This window comes from Pseudomonas gingeri (assembly GCF_013386115.1).
Lineage (GTDB): Bacteria > Pseudomonadota > Gammaproteobacteria > Pseudomonadales > Pseudomonadaceae > Aquipseudomonas > Aquipseudomonas gingeri.
In genome coordinates this window covers 80,214-106,994 of record NZ_JACAOR010000015.1, presented here as the reverse complement: position 1 = coordinate 106,994, position 26,781 = coordinate 80,214, and the positions used below count along the sequence as shown (strand labels likewise).

General features: G+C 64.4%; 26 protein-coding genes. 7 read left to right on the top strand and 19 right to left on the bottom strand.

Translation table 11 applies throughout. The features are described 5' to 3' along the window. A complete protein-coding gene (locus HX881_RS29985; protein ID WP_177088195.1) occupies positions 1-1,332 on the top strand; it encodes a DUF58 domain-containing protein in 1,332 nt (443 codons plus the stop codon). A gap of 18 nt (positions 1,333-1,350) precedes the next feature. Here the strand turns inward: HX881_RS29985 and HX881_RS29980 are convergent, their stop codons facing one another. Both HX881_RS29980 and HX881_RS29975 read right to left on the bottom strand, forming a co-directional pair. Continuing rightward, positions 1,351-1,710, bottom strand: a complete 360-nt coding sequence (locus HX881_RS29980) for a PilZ domain-containing protein (RefSeq protein WP_017124323.1) — start codon at positions 1,708-1,710, stop codon at positions 1,351-1,353. Positions 1,711-1,937: 227 nt separating this feature from the next. Continuing rightward, complete coding sequence (locus HX881_RS29975; RefSeq protein ID WP_042934583.1) at positions 1,938-2,312, bottom strand: tetratricopeptide repeat protein; 375 nt, start codon at positions 2,310-2,312, stop codon at positions 1,938-1,940. 172 nt (positions 2,313-2,484) lie between these two features. On the opposite strand from HX881_RS29975, the gene pyk reads away from it, so the two are divergent. Further along, complete coding sequence (gene pyk / locus HX881_RS29970) at positions 2,485-3,936, top strand: pyruvate kinase (RefSeq protein WP_017124326.1); 1,452 nt, start codon at positions 2,485-2,487, stop codon at positions 3,934-3,936. Positions 3,937-4,026: 90 nt separating this feature from the next. Here pyk and HX881_RS29965 read toward each other — a convergent pair whose 3' ends face one another. The 3 genes from HX881_RS29965 to HX881_RS29955 are packed head-to-tail and all read right to left on the bottom strand — an operon-like array spanning position 4,027 to position 6,859. Beyond that, complete coding sequence (locus tag HX881_RS29965; RefSeq protein WP_177088193.1) at positions 4,027-4,776, bottom strand: enoyl-CoA hydratase-related protein; 750 nt, start codon at positions 4,774-4,776, stop codon at positions 4,027-4,029. A gap of 45 nt (positions 4,777-4,821) precedes the next feature. Further along, positions 4,822-5,760: an iron-sulfur-binding ferredoxin reductase gene (locus HX881_RS29960; RefSeq protein ID WP_177088191.1), complete on the bottom strand. Its 939-nt coding sequence runs from the start codon at positions 5,758-5,760 to the stop codon at positions 4,822-4,824. Beyond that, complete coding sequence (locus HX881_RS29955; protein WP_177088234.1) at positions 5,753-6,859, bottom strand: GGDEF domain-containing protein; 1,107 nt, start codon at positions 6,857-6,859, stop codon at positions 5,753-5,755. The genes HX881_RS29960 and HX881_RS29955 overlap by 8 nt, the downstream gene beginning before the upstream one ends. Positions 6,860-7,194: 335 nt before the next feature. On the opposite strand from HX881_RS29955, the gene HX881_RS29950 reads away from it, so the two are divergent. Further along, on the top strand, positions 7,195-8,718 hold the full coding sequence (locus HX881_RS29950; protein ID WP_177088189.1) for a fumarate hydratase: 1,524 nt from the start codon (positions 7,195-7,197) through the stop codon (positions 8,716-8,718). 197 nt (positions 8,719-8,915) lie between these two features. Here the strand turns inward: HX881_RS29950 and HX881_RS29945 are convergent, their stop codons facing one another. Beyond that, complete coding sequence (locus tag HX881_RS29945; RefSeq protein ID WP_177088188.1) at positions 8,916-9,842, bottom strand: LysR family transcriptional regulator; 927 nt, start codon at positions 9,840-9,842, stop codon at positions 8,916-8,918. 77 nt (positions 9,843-9,919) lie between these two features. Here HX881_RS29945 and HX881_RS29940 point away from each other — a divergent pair, with 77 nt between their 5' ends. After that, on the top strand, positions 9,920-10,438 hold the full coding sequence (locus HX881_RS29940) for a DMT family transporter (RefSeq protein ID WP_177088186.1): 519 nt from the start codon (positions 9,920-9,922) through the stop codon (positions 10,436-10,438). Here the strand turns inward: HX881_RS29940 and HX881_RS29935 are convergent. The 8 genes from HX881_RS29935 to yiaY all read right to left on the bottom strand — a co-directional run bounded on the left by HX881_RS29935 (position 10,426) and on the right by yiaY (position 18,617). Continuing rightward, positions 10,426-11,766 (bottom strand): MFS transporter, encoded by a 1,341-nt coding sequence (locus HX881_RS29935; RefSeq protein ID WP_017126577.1) that lies wholly within the window; start codon positions 11,764-11,766, stop codon positions 10,426-10,428. The two genes, HX881_RS29940 and HX881_RS29935, sit on opposite strands and share 13 nt — an antisense overlap. A 78-nt stretch (positions 11,767-11,844) precedes the next feature. Then, positions 11,845-12,786 carry a hydroxymethylglutaryl-CoA lyase gene (locus tag HX881_RS29930; RefSeq protein ID WP_177088183.1) on the bottom strand — a complete coding sequence of 314 codons (942 nt, stop codon included), beginning with the start codon at positions 12,784-12,786 and terminating at the stop codon, positions 11,845-11,847. Beyond that, the gene (locus HX881_RS29925) at positions 12,783-13,976 is read right to left on the bottom strand and encodes a CaiB/BaiF CoA transferase family protein (protein ID WP_177088182.1); all 1,194 of its coding nucleotides are present in this window, start codon (positions 13,974-13,976) and stop codon (positions 12,783-12,785) included. The genes HX881_RS29930 and HX881_RS29925 overlap by 4 nt, the downstream gene beginning before the upstream one ends. A 119-nt stretch (positions 13,977-14,095) precedes the next feature. Beyond that, a complete protein-coding gene (locus tag HX881_RS29920; protein ID WP_177088180.1) occupies positions 14,096-15,004 on the bottom strand; it encodes a LysR family transcriptional regulator in 909 nt (302 codons plus the stop codon). Positions 15,005-15,051: 47 nt separating this feature from the next. Beyond that, positions 15,052-15,723, bottom strand: a complete 672-nt coding sequence (locus HX881_RS29915; protein ID WP_177088178.1) for a Rossmann-fold NAD(P)-binding domain-containing protein — start codon at positions 15,721-15,723, stop codon at positions 15,052-15,054. 10 nt (positions 15,724-15,733) lie between these two features. Further along, positions 15,734-16,597, bottom strand: a complete 864-nt coding sequence (locus HX881_RS29910) for an oxidoreductase (protein ID WP_017126582.1) — start codon at positions 16,595-16,597, stop codon at positions 15,734-15,736. Between the two features lie 76 nt (positions 16,598-16,673). Beyond that, entirely contained in the window at positions 16,674-17,246 is a 573-nt protein-coding gene (locus HX881_RS29905; protein WP_017126583.1) for a TetR/AcrR family transcriptional regulator, read from the bottom strand. Between the two features lie 222 nt (positions 17,247-17,468). Next, the gene (gene yiaY, locus HX881_RS29900; protein ID WP_177088176.1) at positions 17,469-18,617 is read right to left on the bottom strand and encodes an L-threonine dehydrogenase; all 1,149 of its coding nucleotides are present in this window, start codon (positions 18,615-18,617) and stop codon (positions 17,469-17,471) included. Between the two features lie 153 nt (positions 18,618-18,770). Here yiaY and HX881_RS29895 point away from each other — a divergent pair, with 153 nt between their 5' ends. Next, positions 18,771-19,775, top strand: a complete 1,005-nt coding sequence (locus HX881_RS29895; RefSeq protein ID WP_177088174.1) for a DUF4917 family protein — start codon at positions 18,771-18,773, stop codon at positions 19,773-19,775. A gap of 11 nt (positions 19,776-19,786) precedes the next feature. On the opposite strand, the gene HX881_RS29890 is transcribed toward HX881_RS29895, so the two are convergent. Continuing rightward, entirely contained in the window at positions 19,787-20,329 is a 543-nt protein-coding gene (locus tag HX881_RS29890) for a helix-turn-helix domain-containing protein (protein ID WP_017126586.1), read from the bottom strand. Between the two features lie 160 nt (positions 20,330-20,489). Here HX881_RS29890 and HX881_RS29885 point away from each other — a divergent pair, with 160 nt between their 5' ends. Both HX881_RS29885 and HX881_RS29880 read left to right on the top strand, forming a co-directional pair. Beyond that, the gene (locus HX881_RS29885) at positions 20,490-21,272 is read left to right on the top strand and encodes an aldolase (protein WP_017126587.1); all 783 of its coding nucleotides are present in this window, start codon (positions 20,490-20,492) and stop codon (positions 21,270-21,272) included. A 42-nt stretch (positions 21,273-21,314) separates the two neighbouring features. After that, a complete protein-coding gene (locus HX881_RS29880) occupies positions 21,315-22,208 on the top strand; it encodes a dihydrodipicolinate synthase family protein (RefSeq protein WP_177088172.1) in 894 nt (297 codons plus the stop codon). 30 nt (positions 22,209-22,238) lie between these two features. On the opposite strand, the gene HX881_RS29875 is transcribed toward HX881_RS29880, so the two are convergent. The 4 genes from HX881_RS29875 to HX881_RS29860 all read right to left on the bottom strand — a co-directional run bounded on the left by HX881_RS29875 (position 22,239) and on the right by HX881_RS29860 (position 26,773). Continuing rightward, positions 22,239-23,591, bottom strand: coding sequence for an NtaA/DmoA family FMN-dependent monooxygenase (locus HX881_RS29875; protein ID WP_177088170.1), 1,353 nt, complete (start codon positions 23,589-23,591; stop codon positions 22,239-22,241). Beyond that, on the bottom strand, positions 23,584-25,005 hold the full coding sequence (locus tag HX881_RS29870) for an MFS transporter (protein WP_017126590.1): 1,422 nt from the start codon (positions 25,003-25,005) through the stop codon (positions 23,584-23,586). Before HX881_RS29870 ends, HX881_RS29875 begins: the two co-directional genes overlap by 8 nt. Positions 25,006-25,242: 237 nt before the next feature. Then, entirely contained in the window at positions 25,243-25,992 is a 750-nt protein-coding gene (locus tag HX881_RS29865; RefSeq protein WP_017126591.1) for a tRNA-dependent cyclodipeptide synthase, read from the bottom strand. 4 nt (positions 25,993-25,996) lie between these two features. Continuing rightward, a complete protein-coding gene (locus HX881_RS29860; RefSeq protein WP_177088167.1) occupies positions 25,997-26,773 on the bottom strand; it encodes a 2OG-Fe(II)-dependent halogenase WelO5 family protein in 777 nt (258 codons plus the stop codon). Positions 26,774-26,781: the final 8 nt, after the last annotated feature.

Sequence of the window (26,781 nt, the reverse complement as noted above, 5' to 3'; positions counted from 1 at the left end):
ATGAAACCCTCACGGCTGCTGCTGATCTGGCTGGGCGTACTGCTCGGGCTGGGGATCCTCCTCGGGGCGCTCAAGGCCCTGGGCGTCGGCGTCCCCGAAAGCTTCGACGCGATCGGCTGGGGCCTGTTGCTGGCGCTGTTGCTGCTGGCCGCGCTGGACGCCGCGCGCCTGCGCCGCCTGCCCTCGCCACGCCTGCAACGGCAGATGCCCGGCAGCCTGGCCCTGGGCCGCTGGGGCGAAGTGCGCATCGAGCTGCAGCACGATTACCCGGACGAACTGCAGTTGCAGGTGTTCGACCATGTTCCGGACGGCGTGGGATTCGAACACCTGCCGCAGTCCATCACCCTGCAACCGGGGGAAAAAAGCGAACTGGGTTACCGCGTACGGCCCCTGCGCCGCGGGCATTTCACCTTCGAGCGCTGCGAAATCAGCCTGCCCAGCCCGCTGGGCCTGTGGTCGCAACGGCGCTACCTGGCACTCGACGACGCCACCCGGGTCTATCCCGACTTCGCCCGGCTCTACGGTGCACGCCTGCTGGCGGTGGATAACTGGCTCAGCCAGCTCGGCGTGCGCCAGCGCCAGCGGCGTGGTCTGGGCCTGGAGTTCAACCAGCTACGGGAATTTCGCGAAGGCGACAGCCTGCGCCAGATCGACTGGAAAGCCACCGCCCGGCAACGCACCCCGATCGCCCGGGAATACCAGGACGAACGCGACCAGCAGATCATCTTCATGCTCGACTGCGGGCGCCGCATGCGCAGCCAGGACGGCGAGCTGGCGCACTTCGACCACGCGCTCAATGCCTGCCTGCTGCTCAGCTACATGGCCCTGCGCCAGGGCGATGCGGTCGGTCTGAGCACCTTCGCCGGCGATCAACCGCGCTTCCTGTCGCCGGTCAAGGGCCAGGGCCAGCTCAACCTGCTGCTCAACGCGGTCTACGACCTGGACAGCAGCCAGCGGCCGGCGGACTACCAGGCCGCCGCCAGCCAGGTCCTGGCCCGGCAGAAGCGCCGCGCCCTGGTGGTGCTGGTCACCAACTTGCGGGATGAAGACGACGAGGAGTTGCTGACCGCGGTCAAGCGCCTGGGTCGCCAGCATCGGGTGCTGGTCGCCAGCCTGCGTGAGGAAATCCTCGACCAGTTGCGTCAGAGCCCGGTACAGACGCTGCCCGAAGCCCTCGCCTACTGCGGCACGGTCGACTACCTGAATGCCCGGGCCAACCTCCATGAGCGCCTCAACGCCCATGGGGTTCCCGTACTCGACGCGCGTCCAAGCGAACTCGGCGCCGAGCTGGTCAGCCGCTACCTCAGCTGGAAGAAAGCCGGGACCCTGTGAAACCGGAGGGCTCCCCGGCTACGCCGAAGCCTCCAACGGGTAAAAGCTGAAATAGTGCTGTAACGCATCCACCAGCTTCTGATACGCCTCGGGAGGTTCGGACAGGACAAACCCCGAGTCGTAATAGCCCGGCGTCACCTCTTCATGGGACCAGAGACAACGGGCATTCAGATCGATGAGCTGGACCGTGTCATCCGGTCCGGGGAGTTTCAATTGCAGCTGGAAGTCCGCATTCACCAATAACGGCAACTGGCTGATGAGCATCAGCCCGTCTTCGGAGACATTGCCCAGATACCCCATGGGCTTGTCGGTGAAGCGGTTGAACACCTTCAAAAAATACGGCAGCTGGTGCCGCTCGATTCGACGGTCGGTAGGCATGTTCGTGATCGCTATACAAGGCCATTCAGCATGACCGCGCTAGTGCTTCGGAGCAGGGCCAGCCGGCCCGCTCTCCCTTGGCCTCGGCGCGACGGCAGCGGATCGCCCTGTCGCATGACATCTACCGAGCCATGGTTTTCAACTCGAACGAATTGATGAAACTCAAACCATACCCCCCGAACTGTAGCTGAAAGCTGGCAGAGAGCCAGTTCATATTACAGCCTTCATCATAGGGCTGCCGGCCTGGGTTGGGCCGGGACTGCGCCGTCGGCGTGCCCCAACTGACGCAAGGTATCCAGGCGAGCCTGGGCCCGGTAGGCATATTCGCTGTAGGGGAACTGGGTGATGATGAACCGATAGGTCTGCGCCGCGTCGACGAACAGTTTCTGGCGCTCCAGGCACTGACCGCGCAACATCGACACTTCCGGCTGGACGTAGGGCCGGGTGCGGCTCTCACGGTCGACCTGGGACAGTTGCAGCATCACGTCTTCACAATTGCCCCGGTCATAGGAACGGTAGGCATTGTTCAGGTGGCTGTTCATCGACCAGCGGGTGCAACCGACGACACTGGCGGCCAAGACTAAAACGAGCAAAATTCGCATGGATATCTCCTGTTCTTGGCAGTGTATCGACCCGTCGGCGAAAATCTTCAGAGTGTTCGCCAAACAACATATCCGAAAAAAACTTCTTCGCCGAAAAGTAGTGCAAATGAACAATGACTACAGCACAGGACCATAGTAGCCTCTCGTTGCGCTTGAACTCAGGAGTCTCTGCATGTCCGTTCGTCGTACTAAAATCGTCGCCACACTGGGCCCGGCCAGCAACTCGCCGGAAGTTCTGGAACAGCTGATTCTGGCTGGCCTGGACGTCGCCCGCCTGAACTTTTCCCACGGTACCCCCGACGAGCACAAGGCTCGCGCCAAGCTGGTCCGCGACCTCGCCGCCAAGCACGGGCGCTTCGTCGCGCTCCTGGGTGACCTGCAGGGCCCGAAGATCCGTATCGCCAAATTCGCCAACAAGCGTATCGAGCTGAAGATCGGTGATCAATTCACCTTCTCCACCAGCCATCCGCTGACCGAAGGCAACCAGCAGGTCGTCGGTATCGACTACCCGGACCTGGTCAAGGATTGCGGCGTGGGCGACGAGCTGCTGCTTGACGACGGTCGCGTGGTCATGCGCGTCGACACCGCTACCGACACCGAACTGCGTTGCACCGTGACCATCGGTGGCCCGCTGTCGGACCACAAGGGTATCAACCGTCGCGGTGGCGGCCTGACCGCTCCGGCCCTGACCGAAAAGGACAAGGCCGACATCAAGCTCGCCGCTGAAATGGAAGTGGACTACCTCGCGGTCTCCTTCCCGCGTGACGCCGCCGACATGGAATACGCCCGCAAGCTGCGCGACGAAGCCGGCGGCACCGCCTGGCTGGTGGCGAAGATCGAGCGCGCCGAAGCCGTGGCCGACGACGAGACCCTCGACGGCCTGATCAAGGCCAGCGACGCCGTCATGGTTGCCCGTGGCGACCTCGGCGTGGAAATCGGCGATGCCGAGCTGGTGGGCATCCAGAAGAAAATCATTCTGCATGCGCGCCGCCACAACAAGGCCGTGATCGTTGCGACCCAGATGATGGAGTCGATGATCCAGAACCCGATGCCGACCCGTGCCGAAGTGTCCGACGTCGCCAACGCCGTGCTGGACTACACCGACGCCGTCATGCTGTCGGCCGAAAGCGCCGCCGGGGCCTACCCGCTCGAAGCCGTGCAGGCCATGGCCCGCATCTGTGTCGGCGCGGAAAAGCACCCGACCAGCAAGACCTCCAGCCACCGTATCGGCAAGGTCTTCGAAAGCTGCGACCAGAGCATCGCCCTGGCCGCCATGTACACCGCCAACCACTTCCCGGGCGTCAAGGCGATCATCGCCCTGACCGAAAGCGGCTACACGCCGTTGATCATGTCGCGGATCCGTTCGTCCGTGCCGATCTACGCGTTCTCCCCGCACCGTGAAACCCAGGCTCGCGCGGCGATGTTCCGTGGCGTCTACACCGTGCCGTTCGACCCGGCTTCGCTGCCGCCTGAGCAAGTCAGCCAGGCCGCAGTGGACGAGTTGCTCAAGCGTGGCGTAGTCGAGCAAGGCGACTGGGTCATCCTGACCAAGGGCGACAGTTACCACACCATCGGTGGCACCAACGGCATGAAGATCCTGCATGTCGGCGACCCCATGGTCTGAGTGACCTGACGCTGGACCCGAAGCCTCGCCGCAGTCTTGCCGCGAGGCTTTTTAATGCCTGGCAGAACCTCCCCTCGGCGTTCCGCTGCCTCAGCGCCTGGTCATGAAGCCCGAAAGCGCGGCAATCGCCTCCGGCGACCGCAGGCGCTGGACAAACAGCGCGCCCTCGGCCTCCACCACCTTGCGCAGTTGCTCGCGGTCCGGGGCCTTCATCAGTTCCTTGCTGATCTGCACCGCCGCCGGTGCCAGTTGCTCGAAACGCAGTGCCGCTTCCCTGGCCCTGGCCAGTGCCTCGGCACCACTGGACAAGGCCGCCGTCGCCAGCCCCCAGGCCGCCGCCTGTTCACCGCTGAAACCTTCGCCCAGGAGCAACAGCTCGGCAGCCCTGGCATGGCCGACCAGGCGTGGCAGCAACAGGCTGGAACCGAATTCGGGGCACAGGCCCAGGTTGACGAACGGCATCCGCAGGCGCGCATCGGCGCTGACATAGACCAGGTCACAATGCAGCAGCAAGGTCGTGCCGATCCCCACCGCCGGCCCCGCCACGGCGGCAATCAGCGGCTTGCGGCAGTCGAGCAGGCTGCGCATGAAATGGAACACCGGGCTGTCGAGGTCGCTCGGCGGCTCCTCGAGGAAATCGGCGATATCGTTGCCGCTGGTAAAACATTCTTCACTGCCACGGATCAGCACCGCCCTGATCGCCGGGTCTTCGTCGGCCTCGCGCAACGCCTGGCCCAACTGGCTGTACATGGCGCGGGTCAGGGCGTTCTTCTTGTCGGCACGGTTCAGGCGCAGGGTCAGCAGACCGCCTTCGCGCTCAATCACAATCGCGTCAGTCATCACGGCTCTCTTGTTGTGGGCTCTGTGTTTTTCGAAAGCGGGCGCTCAACCCCGCGGCAGGAACACATCCGCCAGCAGTTGATTACGCGGCAATCCGGCCAGGTACAGGCGCTTGGCAAAGGCTTCGACACTGGCCGGAGCACCACAGAGTAGAGCCAGGGTTTGTCGCGAGACAAGCCGCAGTTTGGCCAGAAACTCCGGCAGTTCGGCCCCGTCCAGGTATTCGACCGTGAGATTGTCATGGGCCGCGGCCAGTCCGGCCAGCTCGGCGGCCAGGTAGTGCTCATGGCGATCATGGGCCAGGTGCACCAGGCGGATCGGTCCTTCGTGACCCTGGCGCAAGGCTTCGCGCAGTACGCCCCACAACGGTCCGAGACCGGTGCCGGCCGCCAGCAGCCAGAGCGGTCGGGCATGCCAGTCGGGGTCGTAATGCAGGGCGCCGCCACGCAACTCGCCCAGGCGAATCACTTCGCCGATGCTGAAGCGCCGGGCCGCATCGACGAATTCGCCGGGCTGGCGGCAATCGAGGTGAAATTCCAGGTAGCGGTCTTCCTCGGGCAGGCTCGCCAATGAATAGGGACGCGCGACACCCAGGGTGGTCCACAGCACCAGATGCTGGCCGGCGCGATAACGCAGCGGACGTTCCGGCAACAGCCGCAGGCGCAGGACCGTCGGGCTCGGCCAGTCGAGTTCGGCGATATGGGCCGCGACCCCGTCCCGTAGCGGATCGAAGACTTCCAGGAGCAAGTCCTCCTGCACCTGGCACTGACAGGCCAGGCGCCAGCCACGCTCGCGCTGCACGGGGGTCAGGGCCTGCGGTTGCCTGTCCAGCGGTTCACCCTGCAGGCAATGCACCAGGCAGGCATGGCAACTGCCCGCCCGGCAACTGTAGGGCACCCTCACTCCGGCCTGGTTCAAGGCATCGAGCAGATTGCTGCCGATGGCCACCGACCAGGCCCGTTCACCGACCCGCAGCTCAGGCATCGCTGTATTCCCAGGCGGCGCAACAACGGTTGCGGCCGTCCCGCTTGGCGCGGTACAGCGCCTGGTCGGCACGCTGCAAGGCGTCATCGAGATCGTCGTCCTCGACCACCAGGGTCATGCCCACCGACAGGCTCAGGTTACTCACCGTCACGCCAACCAGCTCGACCTGGGTAAAGGCCAGGCGCAGTCGTTCGCAGCAGGCCGTCAGGCGCTCGGGATCGGCATTGGGCAACAGCAACACGAATTCTTCTCCACCATAACGGGCCAGCACATCGCCCTCGCGTACACAGGCGCCGGCCACGCCGGCAAAGGCCTGCAACACCTGGTCACCGGCCGCATGCCCATGGACGTCGTTGATGCGCTTGAAGTGATCCAGGTCGATCAGCGCCAGGCCGTGCACGGTGTCCGGGTCCATCAGTTCCAGCTCGCGGGAAGCCAGGCGCAGGAAGTGCCGACGATTATACAGGCCGGTCAGCTCGTCGGTGGCGACCAGGTCCTCCAGCTGGCGCATCATTCCGCGCAGGGTGTCCTGGTGGGCCTGCAGGGCAAACCGCCGCTGGCGCATGCGTTGCCGGGAGGCCTGGACATAACTGGCATACAGGCACAGCCACACCAGCACCACGAACAGCACGCTGACCTGCAGCGCCGCCAGTCCGGGATCGGGCAGCCGGAACTGATAGCCTTCCCACAGATTCAGGGCGGCAAAGCTGAAGAACACCAGCACCGCGCAACGCACGAATTTGCGGCGCGGCAGATGAAACAGGCCGAACAGCAGCACCAGCGGGTAAAACACCAGGAAGGTGCCGCGGGCGTGCTCGAGATTGGCCATCATGTAGGTCTGCCAGCCCAGTCCCAGCAATACCTGGAACTCGGTCAGGCTCGGATCGCGAAAGCGCAGATTGCGGCCACTGAAAAACAGCCAGCCGAGTCCACCCTGGCTGGCGATCACCAGGCCGGTACTGATCAGGCCCGTGGTGACGCTGGCACGGTAGTGGTCGGTGAAAATCGCCGCCCAGACCAGCAGCAATGCCAGTACATACGTACCGGCAGCCAGGGCAAAGCGTTTGCGTAACAGACTCTGTATGGCTTTATGGGTCAATCTATGACTCACCGTGCGCTGAGGGCTCAAGGGGTTTCCTTCCCGTACAGGCCACTTGCCACTCTAGTGATCTGGATCAAAAATGACTATTCAATTTTTTACAACTAGTACAGCTTTTGCTGTACGAGCACGCAAGAACGATGCCTGCCGCCACCCGACCATGGTTTGACCACTGACGGATGTGCCCGGCAGCCGGGCGGGTTATACTGCCGCGCCTTTTTTGTGCCGGTCCTGCGTGCCCGGCCAGCCTCAAAAGATGTTTTCGACAGACCGGATGCACCCAGGTCGCAAACACCTTACTTAAATGTTCCCGTCTTTATAGAGGAGCGCGACCCATGACCGTGATCAAGCAAGACGACCTGATACAGAGCGTTGCTGACGCCCTTCAGTTCATTTCCTACTACCACCCCGTGGACTTCATCCAGGCCATGCACGAGGCCTACCTGCGGGAAGAGTCGCCGGCCGCCCGTGACTCCATGGCACAGATCCTGATCAACTCGCGCATGTGCGCCACCGGCCACCGGCCGATCTGCCAGGACACCGGGATCGTCACCGTTTTCGTCCGCGTCGGCATGGACGTGCGCTGGGATGGCGCCACCATGGGCCTGGACGACATGATCAACGAAGGCGTGCGTCGCGCTTACAACCTGCCGGAAAACGTCCTGCGCGCCTCGATCCTGGCCGACCCGGCCGGTGCCCGCAAGAACACCAAGGACAACACCCCGGCGGTCATCCACTACTCCATCGTCCCGGGCAACACCGTGGAAGTGGACGTGGCGGCCAAGGGCGGCGGTTCCGAGAACAAGTCGAAGATGGCCATGCTCAACCCGTCCGACTCGATCGTCGACTGGGTCCTCAAGACCGTGCCGACCATGGGTGCCGGCTGGTGCCCACCGGGCATGCTCGGCATCGGCATCGGCGGCACCGCGGAGAAAGCCGCGGTGATGGCCAAGGAAGTGTTGATGGAATCCATCGACATCCACGAGTTGAAGAAACGTGGACCGTCCAGCCGCATCGAAGAAATGCGCCTGGAGCTGTTCGAGAAGGTCAACCAGCTGGGCATCGGTGCCCAGGGCCTGGGCGGCCTGACCACCGTGCTCGACGTGAAGATCATGGACTACCCGACCCACGCCGCTTCCCTGCCGGTGTGCATGATCCCCAACTGCGCTGCCACCCGTCACGCGCACTTCGTGCTCGATGGTTCCGGCCCGGCCTCGCTGGAAGCGCCACCGCTGGACGCCTACCCGGAAATCGTCTGGGAAGCCGGTCCGTCGGCCCGTCGCGTCAACCTCGACACCCTGACCCCGGAAGACGTGCAGAGCTGGAAGCCGGGCGAAACCGTCCTGCTCAACGGCAAGATGCTCACCGGTCGCGATGCTGCGCACAAGCGCATGGTGGAAATGCTGAACAAGGGTGAAACCTTGCCGGTGGACCTCAAGGGTCGCTTCATCTACTACGTCGGCCCGGTTGACCCGGTGCGCGAGGAAGTCGTCGGCCCAGCCGGTCCGACCACCGCCACGCGCATGGACAAGTTCACCCGGCAGATCCTCGACCAGACCGGCCTGCTGGGCATGATCGGCAAGTCCGAGCGCGGCCCGACCGCCATCGAAGCGATCAAGGACCACAAAGCCGTGTACCTGATGGCCGTGGGTGGCGCTGCCTACCTGGTGGCCCAGGCGATCAAGAAATCCAAGGTCGTCGCCTTTGCCGAACTGGGCATGGAAGCGATCTACGAGTTCGAGGTCAAGGACATGCCGGTCACGGTCGCCGTCGATGCCAAGGGCGAATCGGTGCACATCACCGGCCCCGCGATCTGGCAGAAGAAAATCAGCGACAGCCTGGCGGTAGAAGTGCAGTAACGGCTTCTGTTGCAGGAAAAGAGGCGGCCCGGTTGATCCGGGCCGCCTTTTTTATGCCCGGAAAACAGCACCGTGGCGAAATACCAGTTCCTACAAGGGCCGTGCCGGACACAGAACCGGCGTGTGACACCTCACCCTGTGGGAGCCGGCTTGCCGGCGATGGCAAACGATCAAGCGCCGCAAGACTCGCGACCCCGTCACCGGCAATCCAGCGCACCCACAGCCACTACCGCCCGCAGGCGTTCGCGCAGCCAGCCCAGCGCCTGATCGCCATCACGACGCTGGTGCCAGACAAAAATGAAATCGAACGGCGCAATCTCGAAGGGCGGCGGCACTACCACCAGCCGCTCCTGATCGATATGGCGCAAGTTGCGCGAGGCGACGGTCAGGATCAGGTCCGTGCCCGCAATCAACTGCGGCGCCACGCTCCAGTGCGGCAGGCTGAGCGCCACGCGCCGACGCTGGTGCATCGCGCTCAGGGCCCGCTCGATTTCCGCCGTGCCGCTGCCACGCATTTCCAGCAGTACATGGGGCCGCGCCAGATAATCGGACAGATCGAGCCCGCCCCCGGCCGACAGACTGTCCCGATCCACCAGGCAGGCATAGTGCTCGCTGAACAGATGGGCACTGCGCAACTCCGGCGAAAAGTCCGGGAACACCCCGGTGGCCGCATCGATATCGCCATTGAGCAACAGTTCCAGCATCCCCTCGCGACTGGCCTGGGTGATCTGCAGGTCAATGCCCGGCGCCTCCCGCCGCAACACCCGCACCAGCCCCGGCAACAACAGGGCGGCGCCATAGTCGGACATCGCCAGCCGGAACGTGCGTCGGGCCGACGCCGGATCAAAGCCTTGCGGGGCCAGCAGGTCCTGCACCCGACCCAGGGCATCGCGCAACGGCAACGCCAGTTCCAGCGCCCGGGCGGTCGGCACCAGGCCGCCGCCGACACGCACCAGCAAGGGATCACCGAGCAAATCGCGCAAACGGCCCAGGGCATGGCTGACCGCCGGCTGGCTCAGGTGCAGGCGCTCGGCGGCACGGGTCACGTGTTGTTCGGCGAGCAGGGCGTCGAGGATCACCAGCAGGTTGAGATCGATACGACGAAGATCATTCATTCGCTGCATACTCTTGATATTTTCTTCGAATTTAAATTTGCCCGGCGAATACCTTAGAGTCCAGCAAAACCTGTTGGAGAACGATCATGAACACCTTGAATTGGCTCGGGCTGCTGGCCCTGGCGGCGCTAGCCGGCGCGGTGGTGCCGTTCCAGAGCGCGGTCAACGCGAACCTGGGCCGGGGCCTCGGACATCCGCTGTGGGCAACGCTGGTCTCGCTGCTGGTGAGCATGGCCGTACTGCTGCCGACGATGCTCGCCCTGCGCCTGCCCTTCCCCGACCTGGAATTTGCCGCCCGGGCTCCCGCCTGGATCTGGCTCGGCGGCCTGTTCGGTGTGTGTTTCGTCGCCCTGGCGGTACTGCTGGTGCCCAGGCTGGGAACGGGCGGCTTTATCGCCCTGGCCCTCGCCGGGCAAGTGGCGGCCTCGCTGCTGCTGGATCACTTCGGCCTGTTCGGCCTGCAGGCACGCCCTCTCGACACGCCGCGGCTGATCGGCGCGGCCCTGCTGATCGCCGGGGTGGTGACGATCCAGCTCGGCAGCGCTCCCGGCCGGCCCGTCGCCCAACTGCCCACGTCAGCGGCGGGCAATGCTCAGTCGGCCTGATGCCGGTCGAGGCTGCGCAGTTTCTGTGGCAGCCCCCACAACAGCAATCCGGCGGCGATCAGGCTGGTGACGCCGATGACGTAGAGCGCCGGCGTCGTGCTGCCGCTGAGGTCCTTGATCCGTCCGACCATGACCGGGCTGATGATGCCGCCGAACTGCCCCAGGGTATTGATCACCGCGATACCGCCCGCCGCACCGGCACCCGCGCCGGCCAGCAGCTTCGGCGGCAAGGTCCAGAAGGTCGGGATCGACGCGATGATCCCGGCTCCCAGCAGGCTCAGGGCAACGATCAGGAACACCGTGTGATCGGCGAAGATTCCCGCACAGAAGAAGCCGATCGCCCCCAGCACCACCAGCCCGCAGACAAACTTGCGACGCTCGCCACTGGCGTCGGACAGGCGTCCCACCACCACCATGCTGATCGCCCCGCAGATATAGGGGATGGCCGTGAGCAAGCCGATCATCACCGGGCTCTGGGTGCCCGCGCTGCGAATCAGTTGCGGTGCCCAGAAGTTCAGGCCATAGGAAGCGACCTGGATCAGGAAGTAGATCAGCCCCAAGGTCAGGAAACCGGGAATGCGTAGCGCCGCCAGCAGCGAACTGCCTCCCTGGTGCGGCTCATGCTGGGCAATACGGCTCGACAGCAGGGTCTTCTCCGCCGGTGTCAGCCAGTGGGCATCGTCGATACGGTCCTTGAGCAGGGTCAGCACCAACAGGCCGAGACCGATGCAAGGCAGGCCGCCGAGCAGGAACAACCAGTGCCAGCCGCGCATCTGCAACACACCGTCGAGGTGTTCCAGCACCAGCCCGGAGAACGGCGCGCCCACCAGGCCGGCGAACGCCGAGGCGAGAAACAGCATCGAGGTGATACGTCCGCGATAGTGCTGGGGGAACCACAAGGTCAGGTAATACAGCACACCCGGGGCGAAACCGGCCTCCATCGCGCCGATGACAAAACGCAGGGCATAGAACTGCCATTCGCTGTTGACGAAGACCATCGCTGCCGTCGCCAGTCCCCAGGACATCATGATCCGGGCGATCCAGCGGCGCGCGCCGACCTTGTAGAGCATCATGTTGCTCGGCACTTCGAACAGCACATAGCCGACCACGAACAGCCCCGCGCCCAATCCGTAGGCGGTGTCGCTGAGGCTCAGGTCGGCCTGCAACTGGAACTTGGCGAAGCTGATATTGATCCGGTCGAAGAAAGCGAACAGGTAGCAGACCATGATCAGCGGCATCAGTCGCCAGGCGACCTTGCTGACCAGGGCTTTTTCGGCAGTGTGCATAACGGCGGGGCTCGCGCCCGCCTCCAGGACATTGAGGCTCATGGTATTTCTCCAGGCGGACTGCCCGTGGGTGTCCGATTGTTTTTGTTGTCTGGTGATGATTGTCTGAAGCAGGTGCCGCTATGACCCGGCGCCGAAGTCCGGGAGCGGATGCAGGTCGCAATTGCGTCCGGCCTTGGCCACCTGGCCGGGCAGTTCGTGTCCGAGCAACGCCGGCAGGCGACGGGAGATCGCCAGCAGCGCCGGCAGGTCGATCCCGGTGTCGATGCCCATCTCGTCGCACAGGTTGACCAGATCCTCGGTACAGATATTGCCCGAGGCCCCGGGGGCGAAAGGGCAGCCGCCGAGCCCGCCGACCGCGGCGTCGAAACGCCGGGCCCCGGCCTCATACGCGGCCAGCACGTTGCACAGGCCCAGGCCACGGGTATTGTGGAAATGCAGGGTCAGGGCCTTGGCCGGCAGACGGCCGAGCACACGCTTGACCAGCCGCTCGACCTGACGCGGATTGGCCATGCCGGTGGTGTCGGCCAGGGTGATGCCCTGCATGCCCATTTCCAGGTAGGTATCGACGATCCGCACCACGCGGTCTTCGTCGATGGCACCTTCGAACGGACAGCCGAAGCTGGTGGCGATGCTCGCGTTCAGCAGCACCGTCTCGCCGCGAACCCGTTCGATGACCGTCGCGAAGGCCGCCAGCGAGGCCTCGCAACTCATGCGCATATTGGCCCGGTTGTGGCTCTGGCTGGCGGACATCACCAGGTTCAGTTCATCGGCGCCGGCCGCCAGGGCCCGCTCGGCCCCTTTCAGGTTCGGCACCAGCGCCACGTAGATCACGCCCGCCTGGCGACGAATGCCGCGAAAGACGGCTTCGCCATCGCGCAGCGCCGGGATCGCCCTGGGCGAGACAAAGGAACCGCCTTCGATCCGCGAGAAGCCGGCCAGCGACAGTTCGTCGATCAAGGCGATCTTGTCGACGGTTTCGACCCAGCTCGGTTCGATCTGCAAACCGTCGCGGGGCGAGACTTCCTGGACCACCAGGCGTTCGGAAAAATCGCGGATCATTGCACCACCCCTTCGGCTTTCAGGCGTTCGATATCGGCCTCGATCAGGCCCAGGCCCTGGAGAATGTCATGGGTATGCTGGCCCAGGCTCGGCCCCTGCCAATTCACCACGCCCGGTGTCTCGGACAGTTTCGGCACGATGCCTGGCATTTTCACCCGGGTACCGCCAGGCAATTGCGCATCCAGCAGCATGTCGCGGGCCTGGTAATGGGGATCGGCGACGATATCGGCCACGGAATAGATCCGTCCGGCCGGCACCTCGGCGTCCTGCAGGGCCAGCAGCACATCGTCGATCGGCAGGCTGCTGGTCCAGTGGGTGATCGCCGCGTCCAGCAACCCGCTCTGTGCCGCCCGGCCATCGTTGTGGGCGAACTGCGGCGCCTCGGCCAGGTCGGGGCGGCCGATCACGTTCATCAGGCGCTTGTAGATCGGGTCGCTGTTGCCGGCGATCACTACATAGGCGCCATCAGCGGTCAGGTAGGTATTGGACGGAGCGATGCCGGGCAAGGCTCCCCCCGTACGCTCACGGACATGGCCGAGCAGGTCGTATTCCGGCACCAGGCTTTCCATGACATTGAACACGCTTTCGGCCAGGGAGACATCGACCACCTGCCCTTCACCCTGGCCGGTCTTGACCCGCAACAGCGACATCAGCGCGCCGATGACACCGTGCAACGAGGCCAGGGAATCGCCGAGACTGACCCCGACCCGCGCCGGTGGCGAACCGGGCGTGCCGGTGGTGTAGCGGATCCCGCCCATGGCTTCGCCGATGGCGCCGAATCCGGGACGGTCGCGATAGGGGCCGGTCTGGCCATAGCCGGAAATGCGCACCAGGGTCAGCCCGGGATTGAGGGCGTGGAGCACGTCCCAACCGAGACCGAGTTTCTCCAGGGCGCCGGGACGCAGGTTTTCGATCAGCACGTCGGCATCGGTCGCCAGTTGCTTGACCAGTTCGATGCCTTGCGCCGACTTGAGATTCAGCGCCAGGGATTTCTTGTTCCGCGATTGCAGGTACCACCAGAGCGAGGTGCCTTCGTGGAGCTTTCGCCACTTGCGAAGCGGATCGCCCTGGCCGATGGATTCGATCTTGATCACCTCGGCGCCGAACTCGCCGAGCATGCGCGCCGCGAAGGGCGCCGCAATCAGCGTGCCGATCTCGATCACCTTGATTCCGCTCAGGGGAGCAGTCATCACCGGTACCTCACTTTCTTGGAATTTGCAGCCAAGGCTAGTGGAGCACGGGGTGTTGAATCCAACCTTCACTCGGCAAGCTTCGTTCGCGAAACGCGAAAGCTCGGGAGCAGGAACGTTCAGTCCGGCGCCTTCAGGTGCTCGAACAACAAACGGCTCACCGGCGACAACGCCGTCTCATCCCGGGCCACCAGGATCAGGCTGCGCGTGGACCATTCGTCGTTGAGCGGCACGGCGTGCAAGCCCAGGGCCCGACCGAACAGCTCATAGGCCTTCAGCGGCAGGATGCCGATGCCCATGTTCGCCTGGACCATCCGGCACATGGCATCGAAGCCCGGCACATGGATCCGCAGGCGCAGCACCTTGCCCGCCGCGCGGGCCGCCGCATGGGTGCGCATATTGATCGAACTGGCCGAATGCAGGCCGACGTGATCGCTGTCCAGCGTCTCGGCGAACGCCAGTTCCTCGCGGTCCGCCAGCGGATGATCGGGCAGCATCAGCACCACCAGCCGGTCGTGCCGGTAGAGCACGCTGGGCAGGCTGCGCACATCGGTGTCGCAGGAACAGACGCCGAGATCGGCCACGCCGTCGAGCACGCCTTGCACCACGCCATTGCTGGGACGCTCTTCGAGATCGACCTTCACCTGCGGATGGCGCGCGGAGAAGTCCCGCAGGTCTTCCGGCAGGAACTGGATGATCGCCGAAAGATTGGCCAGCATGCGCACATAACCGCGCACACCCTGGGTGTGCTCACCCAGTTCCAGGCCCATTTTCTCGACGTTGAACAACATCTGCCGGGCGTGATGCAGCAAGGTTTCCCCGGCCGGCGTCAGCGCCATGCCCTTGGCCTGGCGCACGAACAGACCGACACCCAGCGCCTCTTCCAGCTCCATCAGGCGCTTGCTCGCCGCCGACACGGCGATGGCCTCGCGGGCCGCCGCGCGGGTCAGGGTGCCTTCTTCGTGCACGGCGACGAACAGTTGCAGGGTGATCAGGTCCAGGCGGCGGATCAGGCTTTTTTGCAGCATGGCAGGCTCGGCGGCGGCTCAATCGAAGTGCCGAGGATATCGCCCTTTCAGCCCCGTGCTGAGAGTTGATTGATCGCCCGGGGATCGAGGATCGCCTGCGGCGCGCCCTGGCGGGCCACCGCCAGCATCGCCCGGCCAACGGTTTCGGTGGTCTGGATGATGTCCGGCCACAAGCGCCGCAGCAGGCTGATCAACGGTCCGGCGACACTGTAGACCGTCTGGTACAGCGGGGTCTTGGAGCGCACGCCGTGCAGCGGCTGGATCGCCCCGGGACGCATCAGGTACACCGCCTTGAACGGCAGGCGCTGCAAGGCGTTCTCGGTGCGCCCCTTGACCCGCGCCCACATGCTGCGGCCCTTTTCACTGCTGTCGGTGCCCGCGCCGGTGACATAGACAAACGTCATGTCCGGGTTGAGCCGCGACAAGGTCGTCGCGGCCGCCATCGTCAGGTCGTAGGTCACCCGGGTGTACTGCGCCTCGTCCAGGCCCAGCGCGGAAACACCGAGGCAGAAGAAGCAGGCATCGAAGCCCTGCAACTCGGCCTCGATGCCGTGGTAGTCGAACAGGTCGGCGTGTACCACCTGGCTGAGCTTGCCATCGACCTGGCTCACCGGCGTACGACCGATGACCCGGACCTGCCGCACATCATCGGCCAGCAGGCATTCACGCAGGACACCCTGGCCGACCATGCCGGTCGCACCGAACAACAGAATCTTCATGGACGACCTCTCAATGGGTTGGAAATGCCGGCAGTTCCACAGGTGCACTGTAGTCGGCGGCGCGACTGACCTCCAGCCAGCGCTCACCCGCCTCGGCGCGCGCGGTCTCGGCCTGCGCGCAGTACTGCAGCGCATCGTTGCCGATCAACAGGTGCAACGGCAGTTGCTCGTGATAGGCCAGCTTGAGCAGGATCTGCGCGATACGATCGGGATCGCTCGGCTCATTGCCGGCATAGGCACCGAGCAACTCCTTGATCGCACCGACGCTCTCGGCGTAGTCGTCGATGATCGACGGCGTACCCTGGCCGGCGCGTACCGCCCAGTTGGTGCGCATGCCACCCGGTTCGATAGCACAGATCCTGATGCCCAGCGGCGCCACTTCCTGCGCAACCACTTCGGTGAAACCGCCCACCGCCCACTTCGCCGCCTGATAGGCGCTGAGGCCGGGCATGCCCAGGCGACCGCCCACGGAGGAGATCTGCAGGATGTGCCCGCTGCGTTGTGCGCGCATCACCGGCAAGGCCGCCCGGGTCATGTTGACCACGCCGAAGAAATTGGTCTCGACCTCGGCGCGGAACGCTTCGGCTTCGGTCTGCTCGAAGGGCGCGAGATGACCGTAGCCGGCATTGTTGACCAGCACATCGAGGCGCCCGAACGTATCGACCGCGACCTGCACCGCGGCCTGCGCCGCTGCCGCGTCCGTGACATCCAGGGCCACCAGCCGCACCTGGTCGCCATAGCGCGCCACCAGGTCGTCCAGGCGCTGTGGATCACGCGCCGTCGCCACCAGGCGTTCCCCTGCCGCCAGCACTGCCTCGGCAATATTGCGACCCAGGCCGCTGGCACTTCCGGTAATCAACCAGACTTTGGACATTATCGTACTCCTGCTTTGCGTTGAGATAATTTATGAGTGAGCACTCACTCATTTTAAATATAAGAAAAAGCCTCGCCTATTCCTTGGCAGTGGCACTCCAGAACGCCTGGAAACCGGTTTCGGCATAACGTTCGGCCTGGTCGGGTTCGCGGCGGATGAAATCGATGGTGGTGTCGGCCAGGGCGCCCATGATCGCCGCGACAAAGGCCGCCGGCTGATCGCGGAACAGACCGCTGGCGATGCTCTCCTGCATCATCGCGTTGACCTCGCAGAAGTCCTGCATGCCGAGCAGCTTGCTCTGCTCGGTGACCTGCGCGGACATCCCGAGCAAGGCCACCACCTTGCGCTTGTGCGGCTCGGCCACGCCCCAGTCGACATAGCTCTGCCAGGCATGGCGGGCACGCTTCTTCACCGTTTCCGTGCGCGGATAGCCGGGCATCATCACGTCACGCAACTCGGCCTTGAGATGCAGGTAGAGTTCGTTGAGCAACACGTCCTTGGAACTGAAGTAGTTGAACAGCGTGCCCTCGGCGACACCGGCGAGCCTGGCGATCTTCAGCGTCGGACAACCCAGGCCCTGCTCGGCGAACACCTCGATGGCGGCGCTGAGGATGGCGTTGCGTTTGTCGGTGCTTTTCGGACGGGCCATGGATCGGGGAGTGCTCGGGCAATAAATGAGTAATTACTCAATTAAACCCGCAAAGGTTTTTATTTGCAAGTGCCAACGAGATGAACGGTGTTTGTACCACGTCACGTGCGCTGGTGAATGCGCTGACGCCTTCGTGGGCAAGCCCACTCCCACAGGGGAACGCGATCAACTGTGGGAGCGGGCTTGCCCGCGAAAGATCCTGAAGGCTGGAACGATCTGCAACTAGAACGCGCTGCGGAAGATCTCTTCGATCTGCCGCTGATCGGCCGCCCGCGGGTTGGTCAGGCCACAGGCGTCCTTCAGGGCATTGGCCGCCAGCACCGGGATATCCTGCAATTTGGCCCCCAGCTCACGCAGGCCGGCCGGAATCTCGACGTCCCCGGACAGGCTGCGGATCGCCACGATGGCCGCCTGGGCGCCCTCTTCCGCGCTCAACCCGGCAACCTCCGCACCCAGCGCTCGCGCCACATCGCTCAGCCGTTGCGGGCATACCGCCGCATTGAAAATCTGCACATGGGGCAACAGCACCGCATTGCACACGCCGTGGGGCAAGTCATAGAAACCGCCCAATTGGTGCGCCATGGCATGGACGAATCCCAGGGAGGCATTGTTGAAGGCCATGCCCGCCAGGAACTGCGCATAGGCCATGTTCTCCCGGGCCTTCAGGTCGCTGCCGTCGCGCACCGCCAGGCGCAAGTTGGCGCTGATCAACTCGATGGCCTTGATCGCGCAGGCATCGGTGATCGGTGTCGCCGCCGTCGAGACATAGGCCTCCACCGCATGGGTCAGGGCATCCATGCCGGTGGCCGCCGTCAGCCCCTTGGGCATGGCGACCATCAGCGCCGGGTCGTTGACCGACAGCAGCGGCGTGACATTGCGGTCGACGATGGCCATTTTCACGTGCCGCGACTCATCGGTGATGATGCAGAAGCGGGTCATTTCGCTGGCGGTACCGGCGGTGGTATTGATCGCGATCAGCGGCAGTTGTGGCCTGGCCGAACGGTCGACACCTTCGTAGTCGCGGATATGCCCGCCGTTGGTGGCGCACAGGGCGATGCCCTTGGCGCAGTCGTGGGGCGAACCGCCGCCCAGGGACACCACGCAATCGCAGCCGGCATCCTTCAGCACGGCCAGTCCTTTCTCGACGTTGTCGATGCTCGGATTGGGCCTGGCGCCGTCGAAGATCAGCGAATCGATGTCCTGCATCGCCAGCAACTCGGCGATCCGCGTCGCCACGCCCGCCCTCGCCAGCCCGGCATCGGTCACGATCAGCGCCTTGCGAAAACCGTAGTTGCGGATGGCATTCATCGCTTCGTCCAGACAGTCGATGCCCATGATATTCACGGCGGGAATGAAAAATGTGCTGCTCATGGCGAGTCCTCTTGGCGTTGACGGGGCTTGCCTGCCCCACGAGGCTCAGAGCATCGACCGGTTATCCGTGGGCGTTGTTGATCTGGCTCAACGCCGGGTCGTGATAAAGTCGCCGCCTGTCCACCTTTTGCCTTGAGACGACGAATAGCGATTATGGAATTCCAGGAATTTGACGCCGAACTTGAAGACTGGAACGCCCTGCGCGCCGAGATCCCCTTCAAGGGGCTGCTGATCGGCAACGGGGCGAGCCTGGCGGTGTGGCCGAAGTTCTCCTACGACTCGTTGTTCGAGAAGGCCCAGAGCACCCGTAACCGCCCGCTGGGGTTGAGTGAGCTGGCGGTGTTCAAGGCCCTGGACACCAGCAACTTCGAACAGGTGCTCAGTGCGCTGAAGAGCACCATCAAGGTCAATGCCGCCCTGACCATCAACTCGTCGTCACCGCGCAATCGCTACTTCGCGATCAAGGAAGCGCTGATCCATGCGGTGCGCTCGGTGCACATCCCGTGGAAGTTCGTCGAACCCGGCAGCCTGGCGCGGATCAACGCCGAACTGGGCAACTACCAGACGCTCTATTCCACCAACTATGACCTGCTCAACTATTGGGCGATCATGCAGGCGCCGCAGTCGTTCAAGGACCTGTTCTGGAACGCCGACGCGACCTTCGACCTGGGCAATACCGCAACCCAGGGCACGCGCATCCTCTACCTGCACGGCGGCCTGCACCTGGTGAAGAATCTCGATGGCAGCACGCGCAAGTTGCTGTCCTCGGAAAGCACCCTGCTCGGCAGCTTCGCCATCAACACCCTCGGCGATGTGCCGCTGTTCGTCAGCGAAGGCAGTGCCGAAGACAAGCTCAAGGCGATCCGCAACTCGGACTACCTGGCGTACTGCTACGGCCAACTGAGCGAGCACCAGGGCGCCCTGTGCGTCTTCGGCCACGACCTCGGCGAACAGGACCAGCACATCGTCCAGGCCCTGCACGACGCCCGCATCCAGACCCTGGCGATCTCGATCCATCCGCGCAGCAAGGCGTTCATCCAGCACCAGAAACGGCGCTTCGCGAAACTGTTCGTCGGCCGCGACGTGACCTTGCGCTTCTTCGATGCCAAGAGCCACCCGCTGGGCAGCCCGCAGCTGCTGGTCACCCCCGAGGACTGAGACTTCCCCGGTCACTCCTCGCGGCTGTGCACCACCACCAGCAACTCGGCCTGCTCTTCGCCCACCGAGCGCAGGCGATGGGGTTTCTGGGCGTTGAAATGCAAGGCATCGCCGCGCTCGAGAATCACCCGTTCGGTCATGAAGTCCACTTCGACGCGGCCTTCATGGACGAACAGGAACTCTTCGCCGAGGTGCTCCTTGAAGCGCTTGTCGGTGAATTCCCTGGGCGGATAGATGATGAACGGCAGCAACGTGCGCTCGCTGACCTGGTGGGCCAGCACCGCATAACCCGGCGCCTGCGCATCAGTGCCCAGGGACTGGCGCTGCCCACGGCGCACCAGGCTGTAGCTGTCGAGGCTGACACTGTCTTCGCTGAACAACTCCTCGACCTTGACGTTCAACGCCTTGGCCAGTTTCAACGCGGCCGCAATCGACGGCGTGTTCAAGCCGCGCTCGACCTTCGACAGGTAACTCTTGGTCATGCCGGATTTCTCGGCCAATGCCTCAAGGGTTACGCCAAGTTTTTTTCTCAATAATTTCAAACGGATAGACATGCGCAGCGATTAATCCAGCAGAAAGCCAGCGAATTCGTCTTGCCAATGACACTTTGTGTCATATAGCCTCTTTAGTGTCATCCGCTTTCCCACCCACGACCTTGCGAGCAACGGAGGGTTGGCAGATCCGACGTCCCTCGACATGACACAGGACCCCGATATGGCCAAGACATTAGCACTGCCCAAGGACCAGTTGGTCAAGCAGGCCCTGAACCAGATGCAGAACACCCTGGCGGATAATACGTGGACTGACCGGCAAAAGCTGGCCCTGACCTGCCGCATCCTCTTCGAGAACGGCCACGACTCGGGCCTGGCCGGGCAGATCACCGCGCGCGGACCGCAGCCCGGCACCTACTACACCCAGCAACTGGGCCTGGGCTTCGATGAGATCAGCGCCAGCAACCTGCTGCTGGTCAACGAAGACCTGGAAGTCCTCGAAGGCCAGGGCATGCCCAACCCGGCCAACCGTTTCCACAGTTGGGTCTACCGCGCCCGGCCGGATGTGAACTGCATCATCCACACCCATCCGACCCACGTCGCCGCGCTGTCGATGCTTGAAGTGCCGCTGGCGGTCTCGCATATGGACCTCTGCCCGCTCTACGAGGACTGCGCGTTTCTCGAAGCCTGGCCCGGCGTGCCGGTGGGCAACGAGGAAGGCGAAATCATCAGCGCCGCCCTCGGTGACAAACGGGCGATCCTGCTCTCCCACCACGGCCAGCTCTCCACCGGCGCGAGTATCGAGGAGGCCTGCGTCATCGCCCAACTGATCGAGCGTGCGGCCAGGTTGCAACTGCTGGCCATGGCTGCCGGCACGATCAAGCCGATCCTGCCGGAACTGGGTCGTGAAGCCCATGACTGGATCTCCCGGCCCAAGCGCCATGCCACGGCCTTCAACTACTACGTTCGGCAGAACCTGCGCCAGCACGCCGATTGCCTGAACTGAGCGTCCCTGCCCGATAACCTGCTCTCAATCCCGGAGACCCACATGACTACCCCTGCTATCCACGGCATCATCGGCTACCCCGTCACGCCCTTCAGCGCCGACGGCGAACACCTCGACCTCGACGCACTGGGACGTGGCATCGACCGCCTGATCGAAGGCGGCGTACACGCCATCGCGCCCCTCGGTAGCGCCGGTGAAGGCGCCTACCTGAGCGATGCCGAATGGGACACCGTGGCCGAATTCAGCCTGGCCCATATCGCCCGGCGCGTACCCACCGTGGTCAGCGTGTCCGACCTGACCACCACCAAGGCCGTGCGCCGCGCCCGCTTCGCCGAGGCCAGGGGCGCCGATGCGGTGATGGTGCTGCCGACGGCCTACTGGAAGCTCGGCGAAGGGGACATCCTCGCCCACTACCAGGCCATCGGCGCCAGCATCGGCGTGCCGATCATGCTCTACAACAACCCGGCCACCAGCGGCACCGACATGTCGGTGGAACTGATCCTGAGGATCGTCCGCGCCGTGGAGAACGTGACCATGGTCAAGGAGAGCACCGGCGATATCCAGCGCATGCACAAGCTGCACCTGCTCGGCGAAGGCCAGGTGCCGTTCTACAACGGTTGCAATCCGCTGGCACTGGAAGCCTTCTGCGCCGGCGCGGTGGGCTGGTGCACGGCGGCGGCGAACCTGATCCCGCAGCTCAACGGCGCGCTGTACCAGGCGGTGCAGGACAACGACCTGCAACGGGCCCGGGCCCTGTTCTACCGGCAACTGCCGCTGCTGGAGTTCATCCTCAAGGGCGGCTTGCCCGCCACGGTCAAGGCCGGACTGCGCCTGACCGGCCTGGAAGCGGGCGAGCCACGCCGGCCGGTGTCGCCACTGAACGAGGCCGGCCGGAAATCATTGCAAGGGATGCTCGACAGCCTGCGCGAAGACTGAGCCGACAGCCGTGCCGGCGGGGCTGCCCGCTCAGGTCCGCCGGGACGCGGCAAAATGGCGATTCTCGACCCGCCGCAGTCCGAGGTTTTCCCTCAGGCTGCGGCCTTCGTATTGCCGCCGGAACAATCCCCGGCGCTGCAACTCCGGCACCACCAGCCCGACAAAATCGTCGATGGCCCCCGGCAGATGGGTAAACAGCACATTGAAGCCATCCGCCGCATCCTCCTCGTACCAGGTGGCCAGTTCGTCGACGATCTGCGCGGGCGTGCCCACCAGTACCTTGTGTCCGCTGGCCGACAGGCTGCGCAGCAATTGCGCCACGGTCGGCCGCTCGCGTCGAATCAGCTCGATCACCAGTTGCTGGCGACTTTTATGCCGCTCGGTCGACGGCACTTCGTCCGGCAACGGCACCCGTGCCTGCAGAGGCAATGACGACAGGTCGAGCCCCAGGTCCAGCAGGTAGGACAGGCCCTTGAGCTGCGCCTGGGGATCGACCAGGCTTTGCAGGTAGTCGTGTTTTTCCTCGGCCTCGCTCAAGGTCCGCCCCACGGTCGGCGAGATCCCCGGGAAGATCTTCAACGCCTCGGCGGTCCGCCCATACCGCGCCAGGCGGCCTTTCAGGTCGGCATGGAATCCCTGCGCTTCCCGCAGGGTCTTCTGCGCGGTAAACACTAACTCCGCGGTACGCGCCGCCAGTTCCCGACCGGCTTCGGAAGAGCCGGCCTGGGCGATCACCGGCCAGCCTTGCAGCGGCCGTGGCGCATTCAGCGGACCACGGACCTGGAAGTGCCGGCCCTGGTGCTCCAGCACATGCATCCGGGTCACATCGAGCCAGGTCCCCGAAGCCTTGTCCCGGACGAAGGCATCGTCCGCCCAGCTGTCCCAGAGCCCGCTGACCACATCGAAAAATTCCTCTGCCCGCTGGTAGCGGTCGGCATGGGCCAGGTGTTCGTCACGATTGAAGTTCTCGCCACCGATCAGCGCCGTCACCAGGTTCCAACCGGCGCGCCCGCCGGACAGATGATCCAGCGAGGCGAAGGTCCGGGCGACGTTGTACGGTGCGTTGTAGCTGGTGTTGGCGGTGGCGACCAGGCCGATATGCCGGGTCGTCATCGCCAATGCCGGCAGCAGCGTCAGCGGGTCCCAGCGCAGGCTGTGGGAGCTGCGCGCCAGCACCTGCGGATCGAGGCTGCCCACGGCAACGTTGTCATTGAGGAACAGGGCATCGAAGCAGCCGCGCTCCAGGGTCTGGGCATAAGCAACGTAGCGCCGCACATCCAGCGAGGCGTCGGCGTCCGCCTGCGGATGCCGCCAGCTGGCGCCATGGGCACCGGAGCCCGACAGAAAGGCGCCGAGGCGAATCTGCCCGGCTCGCCTAGCCACGACCGGAGCCCTCCACCGCCGGCTGCGCCGCCGGCACCCGCAACAGGCCGCTGACCAGCGCCCAGCCGGCCAGCACCACCAGGGCGAGGAACAGCATCACCGCGCGGTAACCGTGGATAAAGGCACCTTGCACGTCGTCCAGCGGTTGCCCGGAAAAGCCGTGGTAGATGCCCACGCCGACCGCCAGGCCGAGGCCGCCGCCGACATTGTGCAGGGTCATCAGCGATCCCATCGCCACCGACGACACGCCTTGCGGTACCGAGGAGATGCCCAGCACCGTGGACGGACCGAGGATACTAGCCCAGCCCAGCCCCATGATGACGAAGGCCGCCAGCAGGTAGGGCAGCGAAGTCTGGCGATCGAAACCGGCCTGCAACAGCGCCGACAGCAGGAACAACAACAGGCCGGACTTGATCAACAGGGCCGGGCCCTTGCGGTCCACCAGCCGCCCCACCAGCGGCGACAGCAACGCCACCCCGAGGGTGGTCGGCAGCAACAGCAGGCCGCTGGCCTGCACGCTTTCACCGCGTACCAGCGCCAGGTACAGCGGCATCACGAAGAACGCCACGCAATAGAACACCGCCAGGGTGAAACTGGCGACCACGCCGGCGACAAAGCGCCGATTGGCGAACAGCTGCAGATCGATGATCGGTGCCGCGACACGTTTCTCCACCCGGACAAAGGCCGTCAGCGCCACAACCGCCAGCCCGATCAGGCCCAGGCTCAACGGCGAGCTCCAGCCCCAGGCGGCCCCCTGGACAATCACCAGTACCAGGCTCGGCAAGCCGACCAGCAGCAGCGCCGCCCCCAGCCAGTCGAGCCGGGTACCCGCCTGCGGCGAGCGCGATTCATTCACGCTGAACGCGCAGATCCCCAGGCTCAGCAGGACAAACGGTACGTTGATCAGGAAGATCCATTGCCAGCCGAAGGCGCTGGTGATCAGCCCGCCCAGCACCGGCCCCACCGCCAGCCCGACGCCGTTGACGCCGAACAGCACGCCAAAGGCCTTGCCCTGTTCGGCACTGTCGAAGGTATTGGCGACAATCGCCCCCGAGGCGGTGTAGAGCACCGCACAGGCCAGCCCCTGGGCGATGCGCGCGGCGATCAGGCCATCGATACCGACCGCTAGCCCGGCGCCGAGGGAGGCCAGGCCGAACACGCTCAGGCCGATAAACAGCACGCGCTTGCGCCCGTGCAGGTCGGCCAGGCGACCGACCAGCACCATGAAGCTCGACAATGCCAGGATAAAACCGTTGATCACCCATTGCAGGCTGTCGACCGACGCCCCGAGGTCGGCCTGCAAGGCCGGCAGCGCGGTGTTGACGATGGTGAAATCGACACAGCCGAGAAAACTGGCAATGCTCACGCCGAGCAATGCCCACCATTTGCGTTGCTGTTGCGCAAAAACGCCCATGGGGAAACTCCTTTTTTTCAATTGAAAATCACTCGTAAGGATCGTTCCCACGCTCCAGCGTGGGTACGCCTCGCTGGACGCTCCGCGTCCGTTTTTGTGCCGCGGAGCGTGGGCACGATCACCCATATCGGGGTGGCCGCACTCGCCTCTTCGCGGGCAAGCCCGCCCCCACAAATTGGCGGTCGTGTGTGGGAGCGGGCTTGCCCGCGAAAGCGATGCGACAGGCAGCACAAAACCTCAGATGGCAATCGCCCCACTGGACCAGTTCGGATGCACGATGCCCGGCAAGGTGAACGGGATCGGGATCCCGCGCTTCTTGAACTTGAGCGGCAACCAGCGCACCCGGTCCGGGCTGTGGGGGGCGATCAGCAGGTCGCGACTGGTGGCCATCGCCGCCGTCATCTGCTGCGGATACAGCACATAGTGATAACCCTCGTCCGCCCACAGCGGCAGGATGATCGGAATCTCTTCCAGGATGTATTCCCGGCACTGGGCCGCGGCCTTTTCGATATCGGCGTGTTCGTCACGCAATCGCAGGCGGTCGGTGAACACCGCGATGGTTTCCTCGATGGCCAGGCGCAGTTCCTCGCGGCTCTGGTAGACCTCGTTCAATTGCTGGCGCAGCTCGGCATAGCGGTCGCTGGCCAGTTCCTGGTTCCAGCGCGTCACGTGGTACGGCACCCGCAAGCCGTCGAGGATGCCCTGGTTGCGCGCCAGCCAGGCATCACCATCGCGGATCGACGCCGACAGCGCTTCTCCCGGCGACTTGCCGTGCTTGTTGTGGCGTTGCAGGGTGTCGGCCACCACCACCTTCACGTGGCTGAAGCCCGACTGGTTGATCAGGTGGATGGTCGAGCGCAGCTTCTGGTCCTCGTGATACTCCTGGCCGACGCTGACCGCCAGTACCACACGCTTGCCATCGAACTCGTGGTCTTCACCACCCTTGTTGAAATACGCCTTGAGGTTGATCTCTTGCACAGTACTCATGGGATTAGCTCCAGTAGGCCAAAGGCTGGTGTTCGCCGTAGTAACCGATAAAAACGCCGAGGGTGACGCGGGTGCTGGTGGGCGAAGGGCGCACCGCGTGGATCAGCCGCGGGTTGAGCAGGATCAGGTCGCCGGGCTCGGGCTTGATCACGAAGTCCGGTGGCGGCAGCAGGTGGCGCTCGATGCCGTAGGCCCGTTCGCCGCGCAGGCGCCGGTACTCGTCTTCGTCGGGCTCGATGCCCCAGATCTCCAGCTCGCCGCCGTCGTCGGGGATCTGCAGGTAGATGTTGGTCGAGAGCTGGCTCAGCAACTGCCGGCCATGACCGGGCGGGGTGTTGCGTTCCAGGTCGTCGGTGTGGGGCGTGAGGTCGACGCCACTGCCCTGGAAACGGGCGATGCCGACAAAGCATTTCTGCCCCTGCACCTGCAACAGATGCGCACCGCTCGGCCAGACCTCGTCCAGCAGCAGGCGCAGTTCGTCGATGGGCGAGGCCAGCGGCCGGAACAGGTTGCGGATCCGGCGGATGTTCGGCAACGCCAGCGCGTGGTACTCGGCGCGGCTCTGCTCGTCCTGGATCTCGATGTAGGCCTTGCCCACTCGGACGAATTCGCGCTGCTCGCTGAAGGCGCTCCGCAGGTCGTGCTGGTAAAGCTTGTCGCGGGCCAGTTGCAAGGTGTCCGGCGGGCAGAAACCCTTGAGCTGGACCCCGTAGGAACGTTTCTCCACGACATCGAGGATATGTCGTGCTTCAAGCTGATCGGCAGTGGTCACGGTAAACATGAAAACTC

Bases quoted from the DNA above. Each gene is read 5' to 3' on its own strand.
- HX881_RS29985 (WP_177088195.1), top strand. From the start codon at position 1: ATGAAACCCTCACGGCTGCTGCTGATCTGGCTGGGCGTACTGCTCGGG.
- HX881_RS29980 (WP_017124323.1), bottom strand. From the start codon at position 1,710: ATGCCTACCGACCGTCGAATCGAGCGGCACCAGCTGCCGTATTTTTTG.
- HX881_RS29975 (WP_042934583.1), bottom strand. From the start codon at position 2,312: ATGCGAATTTTGCTCGTTTTAGTCTTGGCCGCCAGTGTCGTCGGTTGC.
- pyk (WP_017124326.1), top strand. From the start codon at position 2,485: ATGTCCGTTCGTCGTACTAAAATCGTCGCCACACTGGGCCCGGCCAGC.
- HX881_RS29965 (WP_177088193.1), bottom strand. From the start codon at position 4,776: ATGACTGACGCGATTGTGATTGAGCGCGAAGGCGGTCTGCTGACCCTG.
- HX881_RS29960 (WP_177088191.1), bottom strand. From the start codon at position 5,760: ATGCCTGAGCTGCGGGTCGGTGAACGGGCCTGGTCGGTGGCCATCGGC.
- HX881_RS29950 (WP_177088189.1), top strand. From the start codon at position 7,195: ATGACCGTGATCAAGCAAGACGACCTGATACAGAGCGTTGCTGACGCC.
- HX881_RS29945 (WP_177088188.1), bottom strand. From the start codon at position 9,842: ATGCAGCGAATGAATGATCTTCGTCGTATCGATCTCAACCTGCTGGTG.
- HX881_RS29940 (WP_177088186.1), top strand. From the start codon at position 9,920: ATGAACACCTTGAATTGGCTCGGGCTGCTGGCCCTGGCGGCGCTAGCC.
- HX881_RS29935 (WP_017126577.1), bottom strand. From the start codon at position 11,766: ATGAGCCTCAATGTCCTGGAGGCGGGCGCGAGCCCCGCCGTTATGCAC.
- HX881_RS29930 (WP_177088183.1), bottom strand. From the start codon at position 12,786: ATGATCCGCGATTTTTCCGAACGCCTGGTGGTCCAGGAAGTCTCGCCC.
- HX881_RS29925 (WP_177088182.1), bottom strand. From the start codon at position 13,976: ATGACTGCTCCCCTGAGCGGAATCAAGGTGATCGAGATCGGCACGCTG.
- HX881_RS29920 (WP_177088180.1), bottom strand. From the start codon at position 15,004: ATGCTGCAAAAAAGCCTGATCCGCCGCCTGGACCTGATCACCCTGCAA.
- HX881_RS29915 (WP_177088178.1), bottom strand. From the start codon at position 15,723: ATGAAGATTCTGTTGTTCGGTGCGACCGGCATGGTCGGCCAGGGTGTC.
- HX881_RS29910 (WP_017126582.1), bottom strand. From the start codon at position 16,597: ATGTCCAAAGTCTGGTTGATTACCGGAAGTGCCAGCGGCCTGGGTCGC.
- HX881_RS29905 (WP_017126583.1), bottom strand. From the start codon at position 17,246: ATGGCCCGTCCGAAAAGCACCGACAAACGCAACGCCATCCTCAGCGCC.
- yiaY (WP_177088176.1), bottom strand. From the start codon at position 18,617: ATGAGCAGCACATTTTTCATTCCCGCCGTGAATATCATGGGCATCGAC.
- HX881_RS29895 (WP_177088174.1), top strand. From the start codon at position 18,771: ATGGAATTCCAGGAATTTGACGCCGAACTTGAAGACTGGAACGCCCTG.
- HX881_RS29890 (WP_017126586.1), bottom strand. From the start codon at position 20,329: ATGTCTATCCGTTTGAAATTATTGAGAAAAAAACTTGGCGTAACCCTT.
- HX881_RS29885 (WP_017126587.1), top strand. From the start codon at position 20,490: ATGGCCAAGACATTAGCACTGCCCAAGGACCAGTTGGTCAAGCAGGCC.
- HX881_RS29880 (WP_177088172.1), top strand. From the start codon at position 21,315: ATGACTACCCCTGCTATCCACGGCATCATCGGCTACCCCGTCACGCCC.
- HX881_RS29870 (WP_017126590.1), bottom strand. From the start codon at position 25,005: ATGGGCGTTTTTGCGCAACAGCAACGCAAATGGTGGGCATTGCTCGGC.
- HX881_RS29865 (WP_017126591.1), bottom strand. From the start codon at position 25,992: ATGAGTACTGTGCAAGAGATCAACCTCAAGGCGTATTTCAACAAGGGT.
- HX881_RS29860 (WP_177088167.1), bottom strand. From the start codon at position 26,773: ATGTTTACCGTGACCACTGCCGATCAGCTTGAAGCACGACATATCCTC.